Annotated in this window: 14 protein-coding genes; 12 read left to right on the top strand and 2 right to left on the bottom strand. The window is 45.7% G+C overall.

Going from position 1 to position 18,015, the window contains the following annotated elements; genetic code table 11:
- Positions 1 to 115: 115 nt before the first annotated feature.
- From Q0Y65_RS01480 to glmS, 6 genes are all read left to right on the top strand, one after another.
- Positions 116 to 2,884, top strand: a complete 2,769-nt coding sequence (locus Q0Y65_RS01480) for a glycoside hydrolase family 3 C-terminal domain-containing protein (RefSeq protein WP_297955956.1) — start codon at positions 116 to 118, stop codon at positions 2,882 to 2,884.
- 2 nt (positions 2,885 to 2,886) lie between these two features.
- On the top strand, positions 2,887 to 3,228 hold the full coding sequence (locus Q0Y65_RS01475) for an arsenate reductase family protein (protein WP_297955953.1): 342 nt from the start codon (positions 2,887 to 2,889) through the stop codon (positions 3,226 to 3,228).
- A gap of 184 nt (positions 3,229 to 3,412) precedes the next feature.
- On the top strand, positions 3,413 to 4,756 hold the full coding sequence (locus Q0Y65_RS01470) for an SPFH domain-containing protein (RefSeq protein ID WP_297955950.1): 1,344 nt from the start codon (positions 3,413 to 3,415) through the stop codon (positions 4,754 to 4,756).
- 145 nt (positions 4,757 to 4,901) lie between these two features.
- Positions 4,902 to 5,984 carry a hypothetical protein gene (locus Q0Y65_RS01465; RefSeq protein WP_297955947.1) on the top strand — a complete coding sequence of 361 codons (1,083 nt, stop codon included), beginning with the start codon at positions 4,902 to 4,904 and terminating at the stop codon, positions 5,982 to 5,984.
- Positions 5,985 to 5,995: 11 nt separating this feature from the next.
- On the top strand, positions 5,996 to 6,484 hold the full coding sequence (locus Q0Y65_RS01460) for a hypothetical protein (RefSeq protein WP_297955944.1): 489 nt from the start codon (positions 5,996 to 5,998) through the stop codon (positions 6,482 to 6,484).
- A 113-nt stretch (positions 6,485 to 6,597) separates the two neighbouring features.
- A complete protein-coding gene (glmS, locus tag Q0Y65_RS01455; protein WP_297955942.1) occupies positions 6,598 to 8,436 on the top strand; it encodes a glutamine--fructose-6-phosphate transaminase (isomerizing) in 1,839 nt (612 codons plus the stop codon).
- A gap of 54 nt (positions 8,437 to 8,490) precedes the next feature.
- Here glmS and Q0Y65_RS01450 read toward each other — a convergent pair whose 3' ends face one another.
- The gene (locus tag Q0Y65_RS01450) at positions 8,491 to 10,158 is read right to left on the bottom strand and encodes a MutS-related protein (RefSeq protein WP_297955939.1); all 1,668 of its coding nucleotides are present in this window, start codon (positions 10,156 to 10,158) and stop codon (positions 8,491 to 8,493) included.
- A 159-nt stretch (positions 10,159 to 10,317) separates the two neighbouring features.
- Here Q0Y65_RS01450 and Q0Y65_RS01445 point away from each other — a divergent pair, with 159 nt between their 5' ends.
- Positions 10,318 to 10,956, top strand: a complete 639-nt coding sequence (locus tag Q0Y65_RS01445) for a class I SAM-dependent methyltransferase (protein WP_297955936.1) — start codon at positions 10,318 to 10,320, stop codon at positions 10,954 to 10,956.
- 3 nt (positions 10,957 to 10,959) lie between these two features.
- On the opposite strand, the gene Q0Y65_RS01440 is transcribed toward Q0Y65_RS01445, so the two are convergent.
- The gene (locus tag Q0Y65_RS01440; RefSeq protein WP_297955933.1) at positions 10,960 to 11,628 is read right to left on the bottom strand and encodes a sporulation protein YunB; all 669 of its coding nucleotides are present in this window, start codon (positions 11,626 to 11,628) and stop codon (positions 10,960 to 10,962) included.
- A 116-nt stretch (positions 11,629 to 11,744) separates the two neighbouring features.
- On the opposite strand from Q0Y65_RS01440, the gene Q0Y65_RS01435 reads away from it, so the two are divergent.
- The 5 genes from Q0Y65_RS01435 to Q0Y65_RS01415 all read left to right on the top strand — a co-directional run bounded on the left by Q0Y65_RS01435 (position 11,745) and on the right by Q0Y65_RS01415 (position 17,960).
- Entirely contained in the window at positions 11,745 to 14,312 is a 2,568-nt protein-coding gene (locus Q0Y65_RS01435) for a translation factor GTPase family protein (protein WP_297955931.1), read from the top strand.
- A gap of 217 nt (positions 14,313 to 14,529) precedes the next feature.
- Positions 14,530 to 15,927 carry a pyruvate carboxylase subunit B gene (locus tag Q0Y65_RS01430; RefSeq protein ID WP_297955928.1) on the top strand — a complete coding sequence of 466 codons (1,398 nt, stop codon included), beginning with the start codon at positions 14,530 to 14,532 and terminating at the stop codon, positions 15,925 to 15,927.
- Positions 15,928 to 15,939: 12 nt separating this feature from the next.
- A complete protein-coding gene (locus Q0Y65_RS01425; RefSeq protein ID WP_297955925.1) occupies positions 15,940 to 16,323 on the top strand; it encodes an OadG family protein in 384 nt (127 codons plus the stop codon).
- A gap of 2 nt (positions 16,324 to 16,325) precedes the next feature.
- Positions 16,326 to 16,727, top strand: a complete 402-nt coding sequence (locus Q0Y65_RS01420) for a biotin/lipoyl-containing protein (RefSeq protein WP_028520481.1) — start codon at positions 16,326 to 16,328, stop codon at positions 16,725 to 16,727.
- Positions 16,728 to 16,739: 12 nt separating this feature from the next.
- The gene (locus Q0Y65_RS01415) at positions 16,740 to 17,960 is read left to right on the top strand and encodes a sodium ion-translocating decarboxylase subunit beta (protein WP_297955921.1); all 1,221 of its coding nucleotides are present in this window, start codon (positions 16,740 to 16,742) and stop codon (positions 17,958 to 17,960) included.
- Positions 17,961 to 18,015: the final 55 nt, after the last annotated feature.

Below are 18,015 nucleotides of genomic sequence, written 5' to 3'. Positions count from 1 at the left end.
CGGAGCTTATGCTCCGCCGTTTTTTATTTTTCTGTTAATTTACACAAAACACTTGCAATAACGGAGGCGATTTGATATAATATATTCATAATACCCTGTAGAGGAGGAATATGATATGAAAATAATACTTGACTGGAATAAATATCTTGAAAAAGCAGCACAGACTGTATCCGAAGGTATAGTTATGCTGAAAAACGACAATAATACACTTCCGCTGGACAAAAACGAAATGATCTCTGTTTTCGGCCGCATACAACTTCATTATTATAAAAGCGGTACAGGTTCGGGCGGAATGGTTAATGTCTCCAAGGTCACAGGAATACTTGACGGCCTTATTGATGCAGGTGTAAAGATAAATGAAGAGCTACTTGACATATACCGCCGCTGGGACGAGGAAAATCCCTTTGATCAGGGAAGCGGCTGGGGCGGTGAGCCCTGGTCGCAGAAGGAAATGCCTGTCAGTGATGAAGTTGTTGAAAAAGCTGCTTCATTAAGCGGAACAGCTATAGTTATAATCGGAAGGACAGCAGGAGAGGAACAGGACGCCCGTGTGGAGGCCGGTTCTTATCTTCTTACCGATACCGAAGCTGATATGCTCCGTAAGGTTAGAAAATACTTCGGTCGGGTGATCGTTCTCCTTAATGTGGGAGGTCTTATTGATCTGAACGAGATCGAGGACTGTTATCCCGACGCTCTGCTGTATGTGTGGCAGGGCGGAATGACAGGCGGTACGGGAATTGCCGATGTACTTACTGGAAAAGTCAGCCCCTCGGGCAAACTTCCGGATACTATCGCATATAATGTCACTGATTATCCATCTGATCCGTATTTCGGCAATAAAGATCAGGATATGTATACAGAGGATATTTTTGTGGGTTACCGCTGGTTTGAAACTTTTGCAAAGGATAAGGTCCGTTATCCTTTCGGTTTCGGACTGTCATATACTACATTTGATATTGAGCTGGAAGGCGTAAAAAGTACTGAAGATGAAACTATAATAAGTGTCAGAGTTACAAATACAGGCAAATTCAAAGGGAAAGAAGTCGTTCAGGTATACTGCGAAGCTCCGCAGGGCATACTCGGTAAGGCAAAGAGAGTACTTTGCGGATTTGAAAAAACAAAGGAGCTTGCTCCTGATGAGTCACAATCGCTGAAAATAAAGGTCTCTCACAGAGATATAGCTTCATATGATGACAGTGAGGGAAGAAACTGCTGGGTGCTTGAAAAAGGAAAATATATCTTTCATGTCGGAAACAGCGTAAGGAATTGCAGTATACAATGCACTTATGAGGTGGAAAACGACAGGATTATCGAACAGTGCTCTCAGGCGCTTGCTCCCGTTGTGGAATTTGACAGGATAAAGGCTGTTTCATCAGATAAAGGCACAACCTATGTCATGGAAAAGGCTCCGTTGAACAGGATTGACGAGAAAAAACGCAGGAGCGAGAAACTCCCCGCAGAGACAGCTTACACAGGCGACAAGGGCATAAAGCTGGCTGATGTAAAAAACGGAAAAAATACAATGGAAGAGTTTATTGCTCAGCTCTCAGACCATGATCTCTCATGTATCATCAGAGGCGAAGGAATGGGCAGCCCCCGTGTTACAGCGGGTACTGCTTCTGCGTTCGGCGGTGTATCCGACGAACTTGTAGGGTTCGGCATACCCGCAGGCTGCTGCTCCGACGGCCCCTCGGGAATGCGCCTTGACTGCGGAACAAAGGCCTTCAGCCTTCCCAACGGAACGCTTATCGCTTCGACATTCAATAAAGAACTTGCCCGGGAGCTTTTCGGTCTTGTCGGCATTGAAATGGTGGCTAACAAGGTAGATTGTCTTCTCGGTCCGGGTATGAATATACATCGTCATCCTCTTAACGGCAGAAACTTTGAGTATTTTTCCGAGGATCCTTTCCTTACAGGTAAAATGGCTTCGGCAGAGCTCAAAGGACTTCACAGCGCAGGCGTTACAGGTACAATAAAGCATTTCTGCGCAAACAATCAGGAGACTAACCGCCATTTTCTTGATTCGGTAGTTTCGGAAAGAGCACTGCGCGAGATATACCTTAAAGGCTTTGAGATGGCTGTGAAGGAAGGCAATGCAAAGACTGTAATGACCACCTACGGTTCCGTCAACGGGCTCTGGACAGCAGGCAGCTATGACCTTAATACCGTTATTCTACGAAATGAATGGGGATTTGACGGATTCACCATGACGGACTGGTGGGCAAATGTCAATTTCCGCGGGGAAGCTCCCGAAAGAAGCAGCTATGTTCCTATGGCAATGGCGCAGAATGACGTATATATGGTCTGTGCGGACAGTTCCTGTGTTGATGAGAAGATAACTGCTGCACTCAGCTCCGGGCAGCTCACAAGAGGTGAGCTCCAGAGAAATGCAGCAAATGTGCTCGGTATGCTCCTTGACACTCACGCCATGAAGCGCATTACAGGCTGTGAGGATACAGTAGAGATCATAAACCGCCCCGACGGTGACGGAATTGACGATGAACCCGTTGTATTCTACGACGTTGACAAGGAGTTCACACTTGATCTGTCGGGTGTAAAAAGCGAAAAGGGCAGGAATTATTCATTTGCCCTCGTCATCAATAATCCCGGATTATATAATGTAACTATAACAGCTTCCTCGACTCAGAGCTCGCTGGCTCAGATACCGATCACCATTTTCTCAATGGGAACTGCAAGCGGTACATTTACATGGAACGGTACGGACGGCAAGCCTGTGTCATTCAGCAGCGAAATGCCGCTGTTCTCGAAATTCTCGTCCATAAGGCTGTATTTTGCTCAGAACGGACTTGATCTGCACAGTATCTCCTTTAAGCTTGTGAAATCGGCGGAAACTATGGATATCGCCTTCGCTGAGGAGGAATGAACATGAATATACAGATATTCGGCACAAAAAAGTGCTTTGACAGCAAAAAAGCAGAAAGATACTTCAAGGAGCGCGGTATAAAGTATCAGTTCATTGATATGAAGGAAAAGGGAATGAGCCGCGGCGAATTCAACAACGTTAAGCAGGCGGTAGGCGGCATGGATGCTCTTATTGATACATCGTGCAAGGATAAGGACCTTCTGGCCATCATAAACTATCTTTCAGATGAGGACAAGGAAGAAAAGATACTCGAAAATCCTAAGCTTATTCGCACTCCCGTTGTAAGAAACGGCAAGAAAGTCACCATCGGTTACTGCCCCGAAGTATGGAAGGACTGGGAATAATATTGTTAAATAATAAAAATATATCCGAAGGCATAAAAAATTGACAAAAGGGTAGTGCATTTTTCTTTAAAATATGTTATAATTCAATTATGTTAGTGAAATACTGGCAGAAAAACAACGGGAAACCTCTGTTTTCCGCTAAATAATATTTTTTAGGGATCATTTCCCGAAAGGAGTTAAAACTATGGGACTTATCAAGGCAGCTCTCGTCGGAGCAAGTCAGACACTCGCTGATACATGGCTGGAATTCTTCGTTTGCGAATCTATTCCTGCAGATTGCCTCGTTGTCAGAGGAAAGAAGCATCTGGGAAAGAATTCTTCCAACACAAAGGGAAACGATAACGTTATCTCTGACGGAAGCGGAATCGTTGTACATGAAGGTCAGGCTATGATCATGGTAGATCAGGGCGTTGTAACCGAGATCGCTACTGAACCCGGTGTGTACAAATATGAGACAGGTACTGCACCAAGTATTTTCTCAAGCTCCTTCGGCGCAGGACTCAAAGCTACATTCAAGGAAATGTGGGAGCGTATCAAGTACGGCGGAACAGCTGCCAAGGATCAGAGAGTTTATTTCTTCAATATGAAGGAGATCCTCGACAATAAGTTCGGCACACAGAATCCCGTTCCTTTCAGAATGGCATATCAGGACCTCGGCAGAAGCTTTACTGTCGGCGTTCGCTGCAACGGTATATATTCATACAAGATCGCTGATCCTGTACTTTTCTATGTAAATGTCTGCGGAAACGTAACAGACCGCTATATGCGTTCAGAGCTGGATAATCAGCTCAGAAGCGAGTTCCTCGATTCACTTCAGCCTGCTTTTGCAGCTATCTCTGCATCAGGCATCAGATATGACGAGCTTCCCGGCAGACAGCGTGAAGTTAAGGCTGCTATCGAGACAGAGGTCAATCCTATCTGGAATGAAAAGAGAGGTCTCAAGATCTGGACAGTAAATATCAACTCCGCAACTATCTCCGAAGAAGATACAAAGAGGATCCAGGAGTTTGAGGACAGAGCATGGAACCGTGATCCCGGCAATGCTGCCGCTACACTCGTTGAAGCACAGGCTCAGGCTATGCAGAATGCTGCCAATAACCCCAACGGTGCCGCAATGGGTCTCTTCGGTATGGGTATGGCTCAGCAGATGGGCGGTGCCAATGCACAGGGACTCTTTGGTATGACTCAGCAGAATCAGCCTCAGCAGCCTGTTCAGCCTACACCTCCTTCAGGCGGCGCTCCCGCAGCTAACGCATGGAAGTGTGAATGCGGCGAGACCAATACAGGAAAGTTCTGTTCTTCCTGCGGCAAGCCCAAGCCAGTACAGCTTACAGCTGACGGCTGGACCTGTGAGTGCGGTGCTGTAAACAAGGGTAAGTTCTGCTCGGAGTGTGGAAAGAAGAAGCCCGAGGGCGCACCTCTTTACAGATGCGACAAGTGCGGCTGGGAGCCTGAGGATCCGTTCAATCCTCCTAAGTTCTGCGCTGAGTGCGGCGATCCTTTCACTGATGATGATATCGTAAAGTAAAATAATACATAACGGGCGGACCTTAGCGTCCGCCTGTTTCGGATTATGGGAGTATCGAATGAAAGAACTCCGTGTCTATTCGTTTCCGTCCTGCGGCGGAAAGATCGTGACAAAAGGTATATACTGTTATACAGAGGTGAAATGAATGTCCGAAATAATAGAATATAAGTGCCCTGCCTGTGCAGGTAAGCTTGAGTTCAACAGCAGCGAGCAGAAGATGAAATGCCCGTTTTGCGAGTCTGTCTTTGATGTGGAATCACTGAAAGATCACGACAGTAATCTGGAAAATTCGCAGCCCGATGAGATGAAGTGGGATTCGGCGGCGGGAAACGACTGGAAAGAGGGCGAGACTGAGGGCATGAGGATATATACCTGCAAGTCCTGCGGCGGCGAGATAATAACCGACTCGACAACGTCCGCTTCAAAGTGCCCTTACTGTGACAATCCCGTTGTAATGTCAGGCAATTTCTCAGGCGACCTCAAGCCTGATTACATCATTCCCTTCAAATTCGATAAAGAGGCTGCAAAAAAGGCTCTCAACAAGCATATAGAGGGCAGGAAGCTGCTTCCGAAGGTTTTCAAGGATCAGAATCACATCGACGAGATAAAGGGAGTATATGTCCCTGTTTGGCTTTTTGACGCGGAAGCTGACGCAAAAATGCTTTATAAGGGCGAGAAGACAAGAAGATGGAGCGATAACAGCTTCAACTATGTAGAAAGAAAGTTTTATTCCGTTCAGCGTGAGGGAAATGTTGAGTTTGAGCTTGTTCCCGTTGATGGCTCGACCAAAATGCAGGATGAGCTTATGGAATCCATCGAGCCCTTTGATTTCAACGGCGCGGTGGAGTTCCAGACTGCCTATCTTTCGGGATACCTTGCCGACAGATATGATGTTACTGCCGAGCAAAGCATAGACCGTGCCAACGAGCGCATAAAACAGACTACGCAGCAGGTATTCGACAGCACAGTTACAGGCTATACATCATTTACAAGAGAAAACTCAAGCATAAAGCTGAAAAACGCCAAGGCGAAATATGCACTATATCCCGTCTGGCTTCTGAATACCACATGGAACGGCAATAAATACACATTTGCTATGAACGGTCAGACAGGCAAATTCGTCGGTGATCTTCCCGTGGATTCGGGAGCAGCAGCCAAATGGTTCTGTGCCATTGCTGCCGGAGTAACCGCTGCCTGCTTTGTGATCTCGTTTATACTCGGACTTTAAGGAGGAAAAAGATGAATATAAGGAAATTAGCTGCTTCGGCTGCTTCATTGCTTCTTTTTTTCGCAGTCCCTGTCGCTCTCGGAACAGCGTCAGAAAAAAGTCCGATAGGTATTACAGCAGCGGCAGATTATGATTTTGAGTATATAGGCGACGACGATGCAGCTTCAGACTGGGAAGATCTTGATGATGCATATGATTATGTTCAGGACAGTCATCACAGCAGCTCATACGATGACAGAGCAGTTGAAAGAACATATAATCCCGTAAGATCTTTTATTATATGTCTTATAATCGGCCTTGTTGCAGGACTTATCGGCGTATCGATAATGAGATCAAGCATGAAGTCGGTACACAAGAAAACAGGTGCAGCTGATTATCGTAAGGAGAACAGTCTGAAGCTCAGGCTGAATCAGGATACATACCTCGGTGAAAAGACCGAGAGAAGCCCTGTTGCAAGAACTAATGCAGCTCCTCCCCATAACATCAATACAAGGAAATAATCCGGTTGACAAAAAAGCTTTATTGTAGTATAATAGATGTAATATGGTGGAATATATCTGCCGTATCTATAGGTTGGAACTGAAATCATAAATTATACTTGGAGGAACAGATTATGTGCGGAATAGTCGGCTTTACAGGAAGCAAGCAGGCAGCTCCCATACTGCTTGACGGTCTTTCAAAGCTGGAATACAGAGGATATGATTCGGCAGGAATTGCGGTTCGTGACGGTGAAAAGGACACGGAGATCGTAAAGGCTAAGGGCAAACTCAAGGTGCTCAAGGAAATGACCAATAACGGCGACGCTGTTAAGGGTAGCTGCGGTATAGGCCACACCCGTTGGGCAACACACGGAGAGCCCTCCGCACTCAATGCTCATCCTCACAGCAGCGACGACGAAAATGTCATTGCTGTTCATAACGGAATCATCGAGAATTATCAGGAGCTTCGCGAAAAGCTCTCAAAGAGCGGTTATTCTTTTAATTCACAGACCGATACGGAAGTTGCTGTCAAGCTCATTGATTACTACTATAAGAAGTATAATCTCGGTCCTGTAGACTCTATTGCAAGAGCTATGATCCGTATAAGAGGTTCTTATGCTCTCTGCGTAATGTTCAAGGACTATGCAGGCGAGATCTACACAGCACGTAAGGACAGCCCCATGATCATCGGTATCACAGACGGCGAGACCTACGTTGCTTCTGATGTTCCTGCTATCCTTAAATATACCAGAAATGTTTATTATATCGGCAATATGGAGATAGCAAAGCTTGTTAAGGGCGGAGTTACTTTCTATAACATTGATCGTGAGGAGATTGAGAAGGAACTCACAGAGATCAAATGGGATGCCGAGGCTGCCGAAAAAGGCGGCTATGAGCACTTCATGCTCAAGGAGATCCATGAGCAGCCCAAGGTCGTAAAGGATACCATCCATTCCGTTGTCAAGGACGGAAAGATCAATTTCTCCGATATCGGTCTCACCGACGAGGAGATGCAGAAGATCAGCCAGATATATATCGTTGCCTGCGGAAGTGCATACCATGTAGGTATGGCGGTTCAGTATGTTATCGAGGACTTTACCTCAATACCTGTAAGAGTTGAGCTTGCTTCCGAGTTCAGATACAGAAAAATGACTCTTGTAAAGGACAGTCTTGTTATTATTATCAGCCAGTCAGGCGAAACTGCTGACAGCCTTGCTGCTCTCAGAGAGGCAAAGGACAAGGGCATAAAGACTCTTGGTATCGTTAATGTTGTAGGCTCATCCATTGCCCGTGAGGCAGACAATGTATTCTACACTCTCGCTGGTCCCGAAATATCGGTTGCTACAACCAAGGCATACAGCACACAGCTTATTGCCGGTTATCTTCTTGCAATGCAGTTTGCTGTTGCACGCGGAGAAATGACCGAGGAAAAATGCGCGGAGCTTCTTGAGGAGCTTTACACCATTCCCGAGAAGATCGAGAAGATCCTCGAGGACAAGGAGCGTATCCAGTGGTATGCAAATAAGCTTGCAGGCGCTAAAGACGCTTTCTTCATCGGCCGCGGCATTGATTATGCTATCGGTCTCGAGGGAAGCCTCAAGATGAAGGAGATCAGCTATATCCATTCAGAAGCATATGCAGCAGGCGAGCTCAAGCATGGTCCGATAAGCCTTATTGAGGAAGGCATACCTGTTATCGGCGTCCTTACCCAGCAGGAGCTTTACGAAAAAACAGTCAGCAACATGGTTGAGGTAAAGAGCCGCGGTGCTTCACTTATGGGTCTTACCACATACGGCAACTACAGCATGGAGGATCTTGCAGACTTTACTGTATACATTCCTCAGACTGACGCACATTTTGCAGGCAGTCTCTCTGTTATACCGCTTCAGCTCCTGGGATACTATGTATCTGTAGCCAAGGGCTATGACGTTGACAAGCCGAGAAATCTCGCCAAGAGCGTTACTGTTGAATAAAACTCAAATTAAAAAAGATCAGGCGGATCAACTGTAGATCTGCCTGATCTATTCTTATGTATTGCCCATAAGCTGCTCAAACGTGATACCGTATTTATAAGCAATATCATGAGCATAGCTCTTACCGTCGGGCTTTTTGAAGGATATGCGGTAAGAACGTTCGCCGTTATCGCTTTCCATTACAACGCTTACCGCCTTGCATTGGCAGTTTTCACCATCAGAGATTTTTCCGGCGTTTTCGGCGAGTTCGTGCATATGTGTATTAAAGCAGGTGCGTATTCCCTTACAGCAAAGGAATTTAAGAACGTCCTCCGCTATATACAGCGATTCGGTATGGCTTGTGGTTGCGAATGATTCGTTGAACAGCAGGAGACTGTCTGAACCAGCAGTCTTGCATATGACATTGAAGCGTTCCGATTCTTCACCGAGACGACCAAGAGATACGGTGCGTTCTTCATCAACAGGGAAATGAGTATATATCCCGTCACAAAGGCGTATATCTGCCGATGAGGCAGGAGTGAACAGGCCGCTCTGATACAGAAGAAAGGCAAGCCCTATCCCTTGTGTGAGTATAGTCTTTCCGCCGCGGTTGGGACCTGTAAGTATCCAAACCGTCTTGTCAGTGGTGAATTCGATATCGTTACATATAATATCGTCGTTTATTTCGCCTTTTAGCCTGCAAATGGCAAGCTTGACATTGTAGAAGTCCTTTATGAACGTATCCGAATCGGAAGCTTTTCCACAGCAGCAAGGGACGCCTGTTGCGGTAAGCTTTCTTTCAAGCTCTATGAAGCGCAGATAGAATAAAAGCTCGTCTGCAAGAGTAAAAAGGGCACGGCCGCTGGCGTCGATATATTTATGAAGAACTCTTTTTATCTTGGCAGTAACGGACGGCAGCATACGCTCTATAATACTGTTAAGGTTGTTCATAAGAGGATTTGCAGAAGGCTGCTTTGCAGCGCCGCGGTATTTCCTCTCATATTTATTGAGCATTTCAGCCATATTATCCTCCGGCATTTCCATAGAAAAAGCCATGAGATCCTTATCGTTGATCTGATCTTTTCTGTGATATTTCAGAAAGCGCTTCAGCATACTCTGTTCACTGAACCAGAATTTATTCAGCGATATTATACCGACTTCTTCCGGATAAAAATCCCTGTTGAAGTTGACTCCCAGAGTCATGCTCTTAACATTATTTATTTCGTCGCTTATAACGGAAATATCCTTAGACAGCTCATCAAAACCGCTGTTATTGTAGATCTCCGTTATCTGAGCGGCAAATCTCCTCAGTCCTTCCGATCTGAATTCGCGATCTGCTATCAGTTCTTTTACCTGAAGAATGGAACGGGTATAATTTTCAAGTGATTTCAGTCGGGTAAGCAGCTCCCAGATAGTTGAGTTTTTATCTATATGAGAAGGACTGTCGCTGGTATAAAAACGCATTGTGTCAAATATTTCATACAGCTTTTCGCAAAGGTCAGGTTCCTCCCTGAGCTCGGAGTAAACTGCATTGCGGTAGCTTATTATCCTGTTGTCGGTTGGCATTTTCAGAAGGATCCGCCTTATTGCTTCCTTTTCCGATGAATTTGCTGATACAGCCTCAGTGATGTAGTCGATAGAAAGATCGTTGCGCGTATTGGCACTCAAACAAAAATAGCTGTCGGAATCATCGGGAGCAAGAAGACTGAAACCCTGTATATCGTCAGAGTGGTTATTGCTCATTATTCTTCTCCTTTAGGCTTTTTTTGTATTATACCACGCGATCGGACAAAAAGTCAATAAGCTCTCCGACATGAAAACAGGCGGTTTAAAATATCAGCAGCCGTCTTTACTGTAACAATGAAGATAAGCAGCTGCAAACAAATATTAAGGAGAATAAAAATGTGTGAGAAAAAAGTATCAATTACCGAGCTTGGCAATCCTCGAAAGCCTCAAGGCGATGCCGGTATAGAAATGCTCATGGGTATGAACCAGCATCATTACGCTGTAACAGGCTGGGCTCTCGGCTTCTTTGAATTCAGCGATAACGATACAGCCCTTGATATAGGCTGCGGAGGCGGCGAGACCCTGCACAGACTGTCAGAGAGTATAAAGAACGGCAATATATACGGAGTTGATTATTCGGAGGTATCTGTCAGACTTTCAACAGAAAGGAATAAAACCGATGTTGAAAGTGGAAAAGTCAGCGTGCAGGGCGCTTCCGTTGAGGCATTGCCGTTTGATGATTGCTTCTTTGATAAGATAATCACGGTAGAAAGCTTTTATTTCTGGCCTGACCCTGCCGAAAACCTTAAAGAAGTGTACAGGGTGCTTAAAAATGGCGGACGTTTTCTTATAGTTGCCGATATAAACGGCGACGCCTGCCTCGACGAAGAAGACATTGAGGGTATACGAAAGTACGGACTTTTCAACCCTACTCTTGAACAGTTCAGGCAGCTTCTTACGGGTGCAGGTTTCAGAAATGTTGTTATACACACAAAGGATGGCGAAAAATGTGTTTGTGCCGAAGGCAATAAATGATTTTCATGCCGTCTTATTTTGTACGGGATTTGAGTTCCCGATATAAGGCGCTATATTCGGTACTTCTCCTACAATGACGCATTCCGCAAGTACGAACTCAAATTCTGTGACTGTCTCAAAGCTGTACATAGGCACTGATGAAGTCATTTTAACTGTTATTACCGCTGATATCCTGTGGCAGGTCTGATTGACTCCCGCTTCTGAGAGATCACTTTTTATCTTCACCTCAGCTGTTCCATCAGGGCAGACTCTTATTCTCACGGCAGGCCCTCTGCCTATGAAAACTGGTGAATCAATGAGAGAACCCAAAGGAATATGAGCTTCTTTTTTTCCTGCTTCTTCAAAACGTCTGTTTATTGCATAAGTCAGTTCGGATTGAACTTTGTTTATAGTATACGGTATGGCTTCTACCGACACAGGCCTTTTTTTATCGTCATACAGAACGGCCGAAAAATCATCATATGTAAAGCGGTTATCGCTGATATAATCCGATACAGATTTTGTTACAAGCTCTGTTGCGAGCTGTTTCGCAAAGTGTTCCCCTCGCGTTCTTGCAACTGGTTCAAGCGCTTTTTCCGTTTGAATAAAAAATACAGCAAAGATCGTTGCTGCTATCAAAAGCCATATAAGGTATATCCGTTTCAATTGCCGTCTTTTTCTTCTGCGTCTCATTACAGCACCTCTTTTCGTACTATTATATTCACTTTGATTCCTTGATGTGTTTTATATATGGACAAAATCAGTTTTATGTGGTAAAATAAAGTGATATTTTATTTCGGAGCGTAACAATGAAAAACATTATAATAGGTATAACCGCACACGTCGATTCGGGAAAGACTACTCTTGCGGAGGCTATGCTCTATACATCGGGAGCTATCCGCAGTCTCGACAGAGTTGACAATGGCAATTCCACTCTTGATACCAATTCAATAGAACGAGAGCGCGGTATAACGATCTTTTCTTCGCAGGCCGAATTCTCAACTGATGAGACCCGTTTTACTCTTCTTGATACTCCGGGTCATGTTGACTTTTCAGCAGAGACAGAGCGAACAATGCAGGTGCTTGATTACGCGGTGCTTGTAATAAGCGGCACAGACGGAGTGCAGAGCCATACGGCAACTCTCTGGAAGCTGCTGCGTAAATACGGTATCCCTGTTTTTATCTTTGTTAATAAAATGGATCTTATCGGTGCAGATAAAAGCTATCTGATCAACGAGCTTCGCAAAAGGCTGTCGGAGGGCTGCACAGATTTTTCAGGCAGCAGTGATGATATAGCTGAAAACTGCGCAATGGCCTGTGAGGAGCTGATGGAGGAGTATCTTCGCGACGGTGCTCTTGACAGTTGCAGTATATGCGCCGCCGTCAGAGACAGAAGAATTTTTCCGTGCTTTTTCGGTTCCGCACTGAAAATGCAGGGGATAGAGGAGTTTATCGGCCTGCTGGACAGATATACTGTTGAAAAAGAGTACAAGACTTCTTTTGCCGCTAAGGTCTATAAAATATCCTACGATCCCAAAGGCAGCCGTCTTACTCATCTGAAAATAACAGGCGGCGAACTAAAAATGAGAGATGAGATCGGATATAAAGACGCTGACGGGCAGGATATCAGAGGAAAGATCAGTTCCATACGTTTTTACACAGGCGAAAAATTCCGAACATCCGAGTCAGCCGCGGCCGGGGAGGTGTGTGCGGTTACCGGGCTTTCAGGTACATATGCCGGACAAGGACTGGGAGAAGAGCTTAACTCTGAAGGCGCTGTGCTTGAGCCTGTAATGACATACCATGTCGCTCTTCCTGATGGAAAAAATGTTCATGAGGCATTAAAAGAACTCAGACTTCTTGAGGATCAGGATCCGCAGCTCCATCTGGTATGGAACGAACAGAATCGGAGCATAAATATACAGCTTATGGGCGCTGTACAGACCGAGGTCCTTACAAAGCTCATATATGATAAATTCGGCTATAACGTCAGTTTTTTGGACGGTGCGGTTTCTTACAAGGAAACGATCGCTGAAAGCGTTGAGGGAGTCGGTCACTACGAGCCTCTCAGACATTATGCCGAGGTGCATCTGCTTCTCGAACCGCTGCCTCGCGGAAGCGGGATACAGATAGACACCGTTTGTCCGGAGGACGAGCTTGACAGGAACTGGCAGCGCCTCATTCTTACGCATTTGACAGAAAAGGAGCATATCGGCGTCCTGACAGGCTCGCCTGTAACTGATATAAAAATAACTCTTGTAGCAGGAAAGGCTCATCTGAAGCATACCGAGGGCGGAGATTTCAGACAGGCAACATACCGTGCCGTCAGGCAGGGGCTTCGCAGTACGGAGTCTGTACTTCTTGAACCCTTCTTTGACTACGAGCTGGAGATACCGGCGGAAAATGTAGGCAGAGCCATATCCGATCTGCAACGCATGAGCGCTGAATTCGGTTCTCCCCAGCAGATAGGTGATAGCTCTGTAATAAAAGGAAGCGCTCCCGTATCGGAGATAAGCAGCTATCAGTCGGAGCTTATGGAGTACACCCGAGGGAAAGGCAAGCTCTCATTGTCGCTGAGCGGATACAGGGAATGTCATAATGCAGATGATGTAATCGGGCGAATACAGTACGATCCCGACAGTGATGTGGAAAACAGTGCTGATTCCGTATTCTGTTCGCACGGGGCAGGATATCTCGTAAAGTGGAACGAGGTGTATGACAATATGCACCTGCCGCTTTGTACGGAGAACAGCGATGATGACGATACTCAGGAACAGCAGCAGAAAAAGGCTGCCCGGTTTATGGAAAAGGCAGTCAGCGACGAAGAACTGATGGCAATCTTCGAGATGACTTACGGAAAGATAAAGCGCGATCCGAACAAAGCCTTCAAGAAAACAAAGGTTGTTACCATTGACGATAAAAAAGTCAGGCTCCCGAAATACGAAGGTCCCGACTATCTTCTTGTGGACGGATATAACATTATCTTTGCATGGGACGACCTTAAAAAGATCGCGGAGGAAAATCTCGATGCGGCAAGAGGTGAACTTGTAAACCGTATGTGCAACTATCAGGGCTATGCAGGATGTGAGCTTATACTTGTATTTGACGCCTATAAAGTAAAAGGGAAGCACAGAGACGTAGAGAAATACTGTAATATAAATATAGTATACACCAAGGAGTGCGAGACCGCAGATACCTATATTGAGCGGGTTACCCATGAGCTGTCAAAGAAGCACAGGGTAAGAGTTGCCACCTCTGACGGAGTAGAGCAGATGATAATCCTCGGCAACGGGGCTATGAGGATCTCAGCCACCGAATTCAGAAAACGCTGCGAGGTAGCAGAGAGATCCATCAGAGAATATATCGATTCCATGTAATTAAACAGGCACATAATGTGCCTGTTTTTTGTTTGTAAATTGAGTAAAAGAAAAAAATAATTATTTTTTTGTAAAAAACAGTGGATTTTATTTTTTGGATATGATATAATTATTTTTGATTGGGGTTTTTTTAAGGAACTTTGATATCAATGTGTTCTCCCGATCAGATAACTGTATTTTTTCTGCTCTGCAGATTTATAATTGAGGAGGTTTGTACATGAAAAAAGTGCAACTGACAGAAACCGTTTTGCGTGACGCCAACCAGTCACTTATGGCTACACGTCTGCCTTATGCCGATTATGAGGGTATTCTTTCAGAAATGGATAAGGCCGGATATTACTCGATCGAGTGCTGGGGAGGAGCTACATTTGACTCCTGTCTCCGTTACCTCGGCGAGGATCCGTGGGAGAGGCTCCGCAATCTCAGGAAGAATCTTCCCAACAGCAGACTCCAGATGCTTCTCAGAGGCCAGAACCTTCTGGGCTACAAGCACTACCACGACGATGTAGTTGAGAAGTTCATCGAACTTTCGATCAAGAACGGTATTGACGTTATCCGTATTTTCGACGCTCTCAACGACTTCAGAAATATCGAGACTGCACTCAACGCTACAAAGAAGTATGCGACTGAAAAGACTATCGCTTCAGGCTGTATCTCATACACTCAGAGCCCTGTTCACACAGTAGACAAGTATATTGAGATGTGTAAGGAGCTCCAGAAAATGGGCTTTGACACTATCTGTCTGAAGGATATGGCAGGTACAATGTCTCCTTATGAGGCAGAGCACCTTATCAAGGGCATCAAGGACGCTATCGGAGATATGACCCTTATCCTTCATACACACTGTACAACCGGAATGGCCTATATGACTCTCACAAAGGCTATCGAATCGGGAATCGATGTTATCGATACTGCAACTTCATGCTTCTCGGGCGGTACTTCTCAGCCTGCAACAGAGAGTATGTTCTATGCTCTCAGCCAGTATGGCATAGATACAGGCCTCAACGAGGATATAATCAATAAGGTGAACGACTACTTCAAGCCTATCAAGCAGAAGTACATAGACAACGGTCAGCTCAACCCCAAGAGCCTCGGTACAGATGCGCAGGCTCTGGTTTATAAGGTTCCGGGCGGTATGCTTTCAAATATGATCGCTAATCTTACCGATATGCACGCAATGGATAAGTTCGACGATGCTCTTGCAGAGATCCCGAAGGTAAGAGCAGATCTCGGTTATCCGCCTCTCGTTACTCCTCTTTCACAGATGGTAGGTAATCAGGCCGTAACAAACGTGCTCATCGGCGAGCGCTACAAGAATATTTCCAAGGAAGTAAAGAATTACATAAAGGGCGAGTACGGTATCGCTCCTGCTCCTATAGATGCAGAACTCAGCAAGATGGTTCTTGGCGAAGACGAGCCTGTCGACTGCCGCATAGAGGATCAGAAGAGAACAGGCGAGGAGTTCACTGCCGCCAGGGAAGCTCTCGGAGATCTCTGCCGCAGCGAGGAGGATGTAATGAGCTATATCTGCTATCCCGATCAGACTCTCAATTTCCTCAAGGACCGCAAGGCTAAGGAAGAAAACGAAGCTATTTACACCATTGAGGAAATGTAAGGAGGCAGAGTTATGTTTGATTCAAACTTTTTTACTGCTGCTGCCGAAAACGTAAAGGAAATGTCTATCAGTGACGCAGCGATCACCGCTGTGTTTGGTTACTGTGTTGTTTTCTGCGGACTTATTTTTCTGATGATCGTTCTCTACTGCACAGGTGCTTACTTCAAGTCAAAGAACGAAAAGGAAAGCGCCATTGCAGAAGCTAAAAATAAGATCGCTCCCGAGGCTGCTCCCGAAGCTGAAAAGGAGCTTCCTCTTGCTCCCGGTTCAGCAGGTCATGTTAAGCTCTTTGACGTTCCTGATAAGGAAGCTGCTATGATAATGGCTATCGTTGCCGATAAAATGCAGAAGCCGCTCAATGAGCTGCACTTTATTTCCATTAAGGAGGTCAAATAATCATGAAGTATAAAGTAACTCTTAACGGCAAAACCTATGAAGTTGAGGTAGAACAGGGTAAAGCTGTTCTGCTTGATGAATACGAGGCACTTGCACCCGCTCCCGCAGCTGCCGCTGCTCCTGTTGCTGCTGCACCCGCTGCCGCAGCGGCTCCCGCTCCTGCACCTGCAGCACCTGTTGATCTTGCAGCAGGCGAGACTGTAACAGCTCCTATGCCCGGAAACATCATCAGAGTTGATGTTGCTAAGGGCGACGCTGTAAAGGCTGGTCAGATCCTCGTTATCCTCGAGGCTATGAAGATGGAAAATGAGATAGTAGCTCCTAAGGACGGTACAGTTGCTCAGGTAGTTACAAGCAAGGGTTCTGTTGTAGATACAGGCGCTCCTCTGGTTGTTATCGCATAAGGAGGACTTGAAATGGATATACTTGAAACCCTGAAGACCCTTTGGGAAAGCTCGGGATTCCATAGCTTCCTCATTGACGGAGGCTGGAAGAATCTTATAATGATCCTTATTTCCTGCGTTCTTCTTTATCTTGGAATCAAAAAGAAGTTTGAACCTCTGCTTCTCGTTGGTATAGCATTTGGCTGTCTGCTGGTAAACCTTTCATATTTTACAGGCGGAGACACATCGGATGCACTTTATCACATGAATCTCTGGGATAACTTCCTCGATCACGATCACGCTGACTATCATAGCTACGGCGCTATCATGCGTAACGGCGGTCTTCTTGATATCCTTTACATCGGCGTAAAGGCAGGTATCTACCCGTCGCTCATATTCATGGGCGTAGGAGCTATGACAGACTTCGGTCCTCTTATTTCCAACCCCAAGAGCCTCCTTCTCGGAGCTGCTGCACAGATGGGTGTATTCCTTGCATTCTTTGGTGCTGTATGCCTTGGATTCAGCGGAAATCAGGCTGCTTCCATCGGTATCATCGGTGGTGCTGACGGTCCTACAGCTATCTTCCTTACCACAAAGCTGGCCCCTGAACTTCTCGGACCTATAGCTATCGCAGCTTACTCTTATATGGCTCTGATACCTATGATCCAGCCCCCTCTTATGAAGCTTCTCACCACAAAGAAGGAAAGAGAAGTCAAGATGGAGCAGACCCGTGTCGTTACAAAGACAGAGAAGATTATATTCCCTATAATCGTTGCTATGTTCGTAATCCTTCTTCTCCCTTCAACAGCTCCTCTTGTAGGCTGCCTTATGCTCGGTAACCTCTGGAGAGAGTGTGGAGTTACAGAAAGACTTTCAGACACAGTTCAGAATGCTCTTATGAACATCGTAACTGTGTTCCTCGGAATTTCCGTTGGCGCAACAACAGCTGCTGACAGATTCCTTTCACTTGAGACCATCAAGATCATCGTTCTTGGTCTTACAGCATTTGCATTCTCGACTATCGGTGGACTTCTCGTCGGAAAGATCATGTATAAGCTTTCAGGCGGCAAGATCAATCCTCTTATAGGTTCCGCAGGTGTTTCAGCCGTTCCTATGGCTGCCCGTGTATCGCAGATGGAAGGCCAGAAGGCTAATCCTTCAAACTTCCTGCTCATGCACGCTATGGGACCAAACGTAGCAGGTGTTATCGGTTCTGCTATCGCAGCCGGATTCCTCCTCGCTGTATTCAAGTGATAGGAACTGAATAGTATTTACAAAGTCACGGCATTTATCTGCCGTGGCTTTTTTA

This window comes from uncultured Ruminococcus sp., assembly GCF_947301925.1.
Taxonomy (GTDB): Bacteria; Bacillota; Clostridia; order Oscillospirales; family Ruminococcaceae; genus Ruminococcus.
The sequence above is the reverse complement of the archived record's forward strand: the minus strand, read 5'-3'. Positions and strand labels throughout refer to the sequence as shown.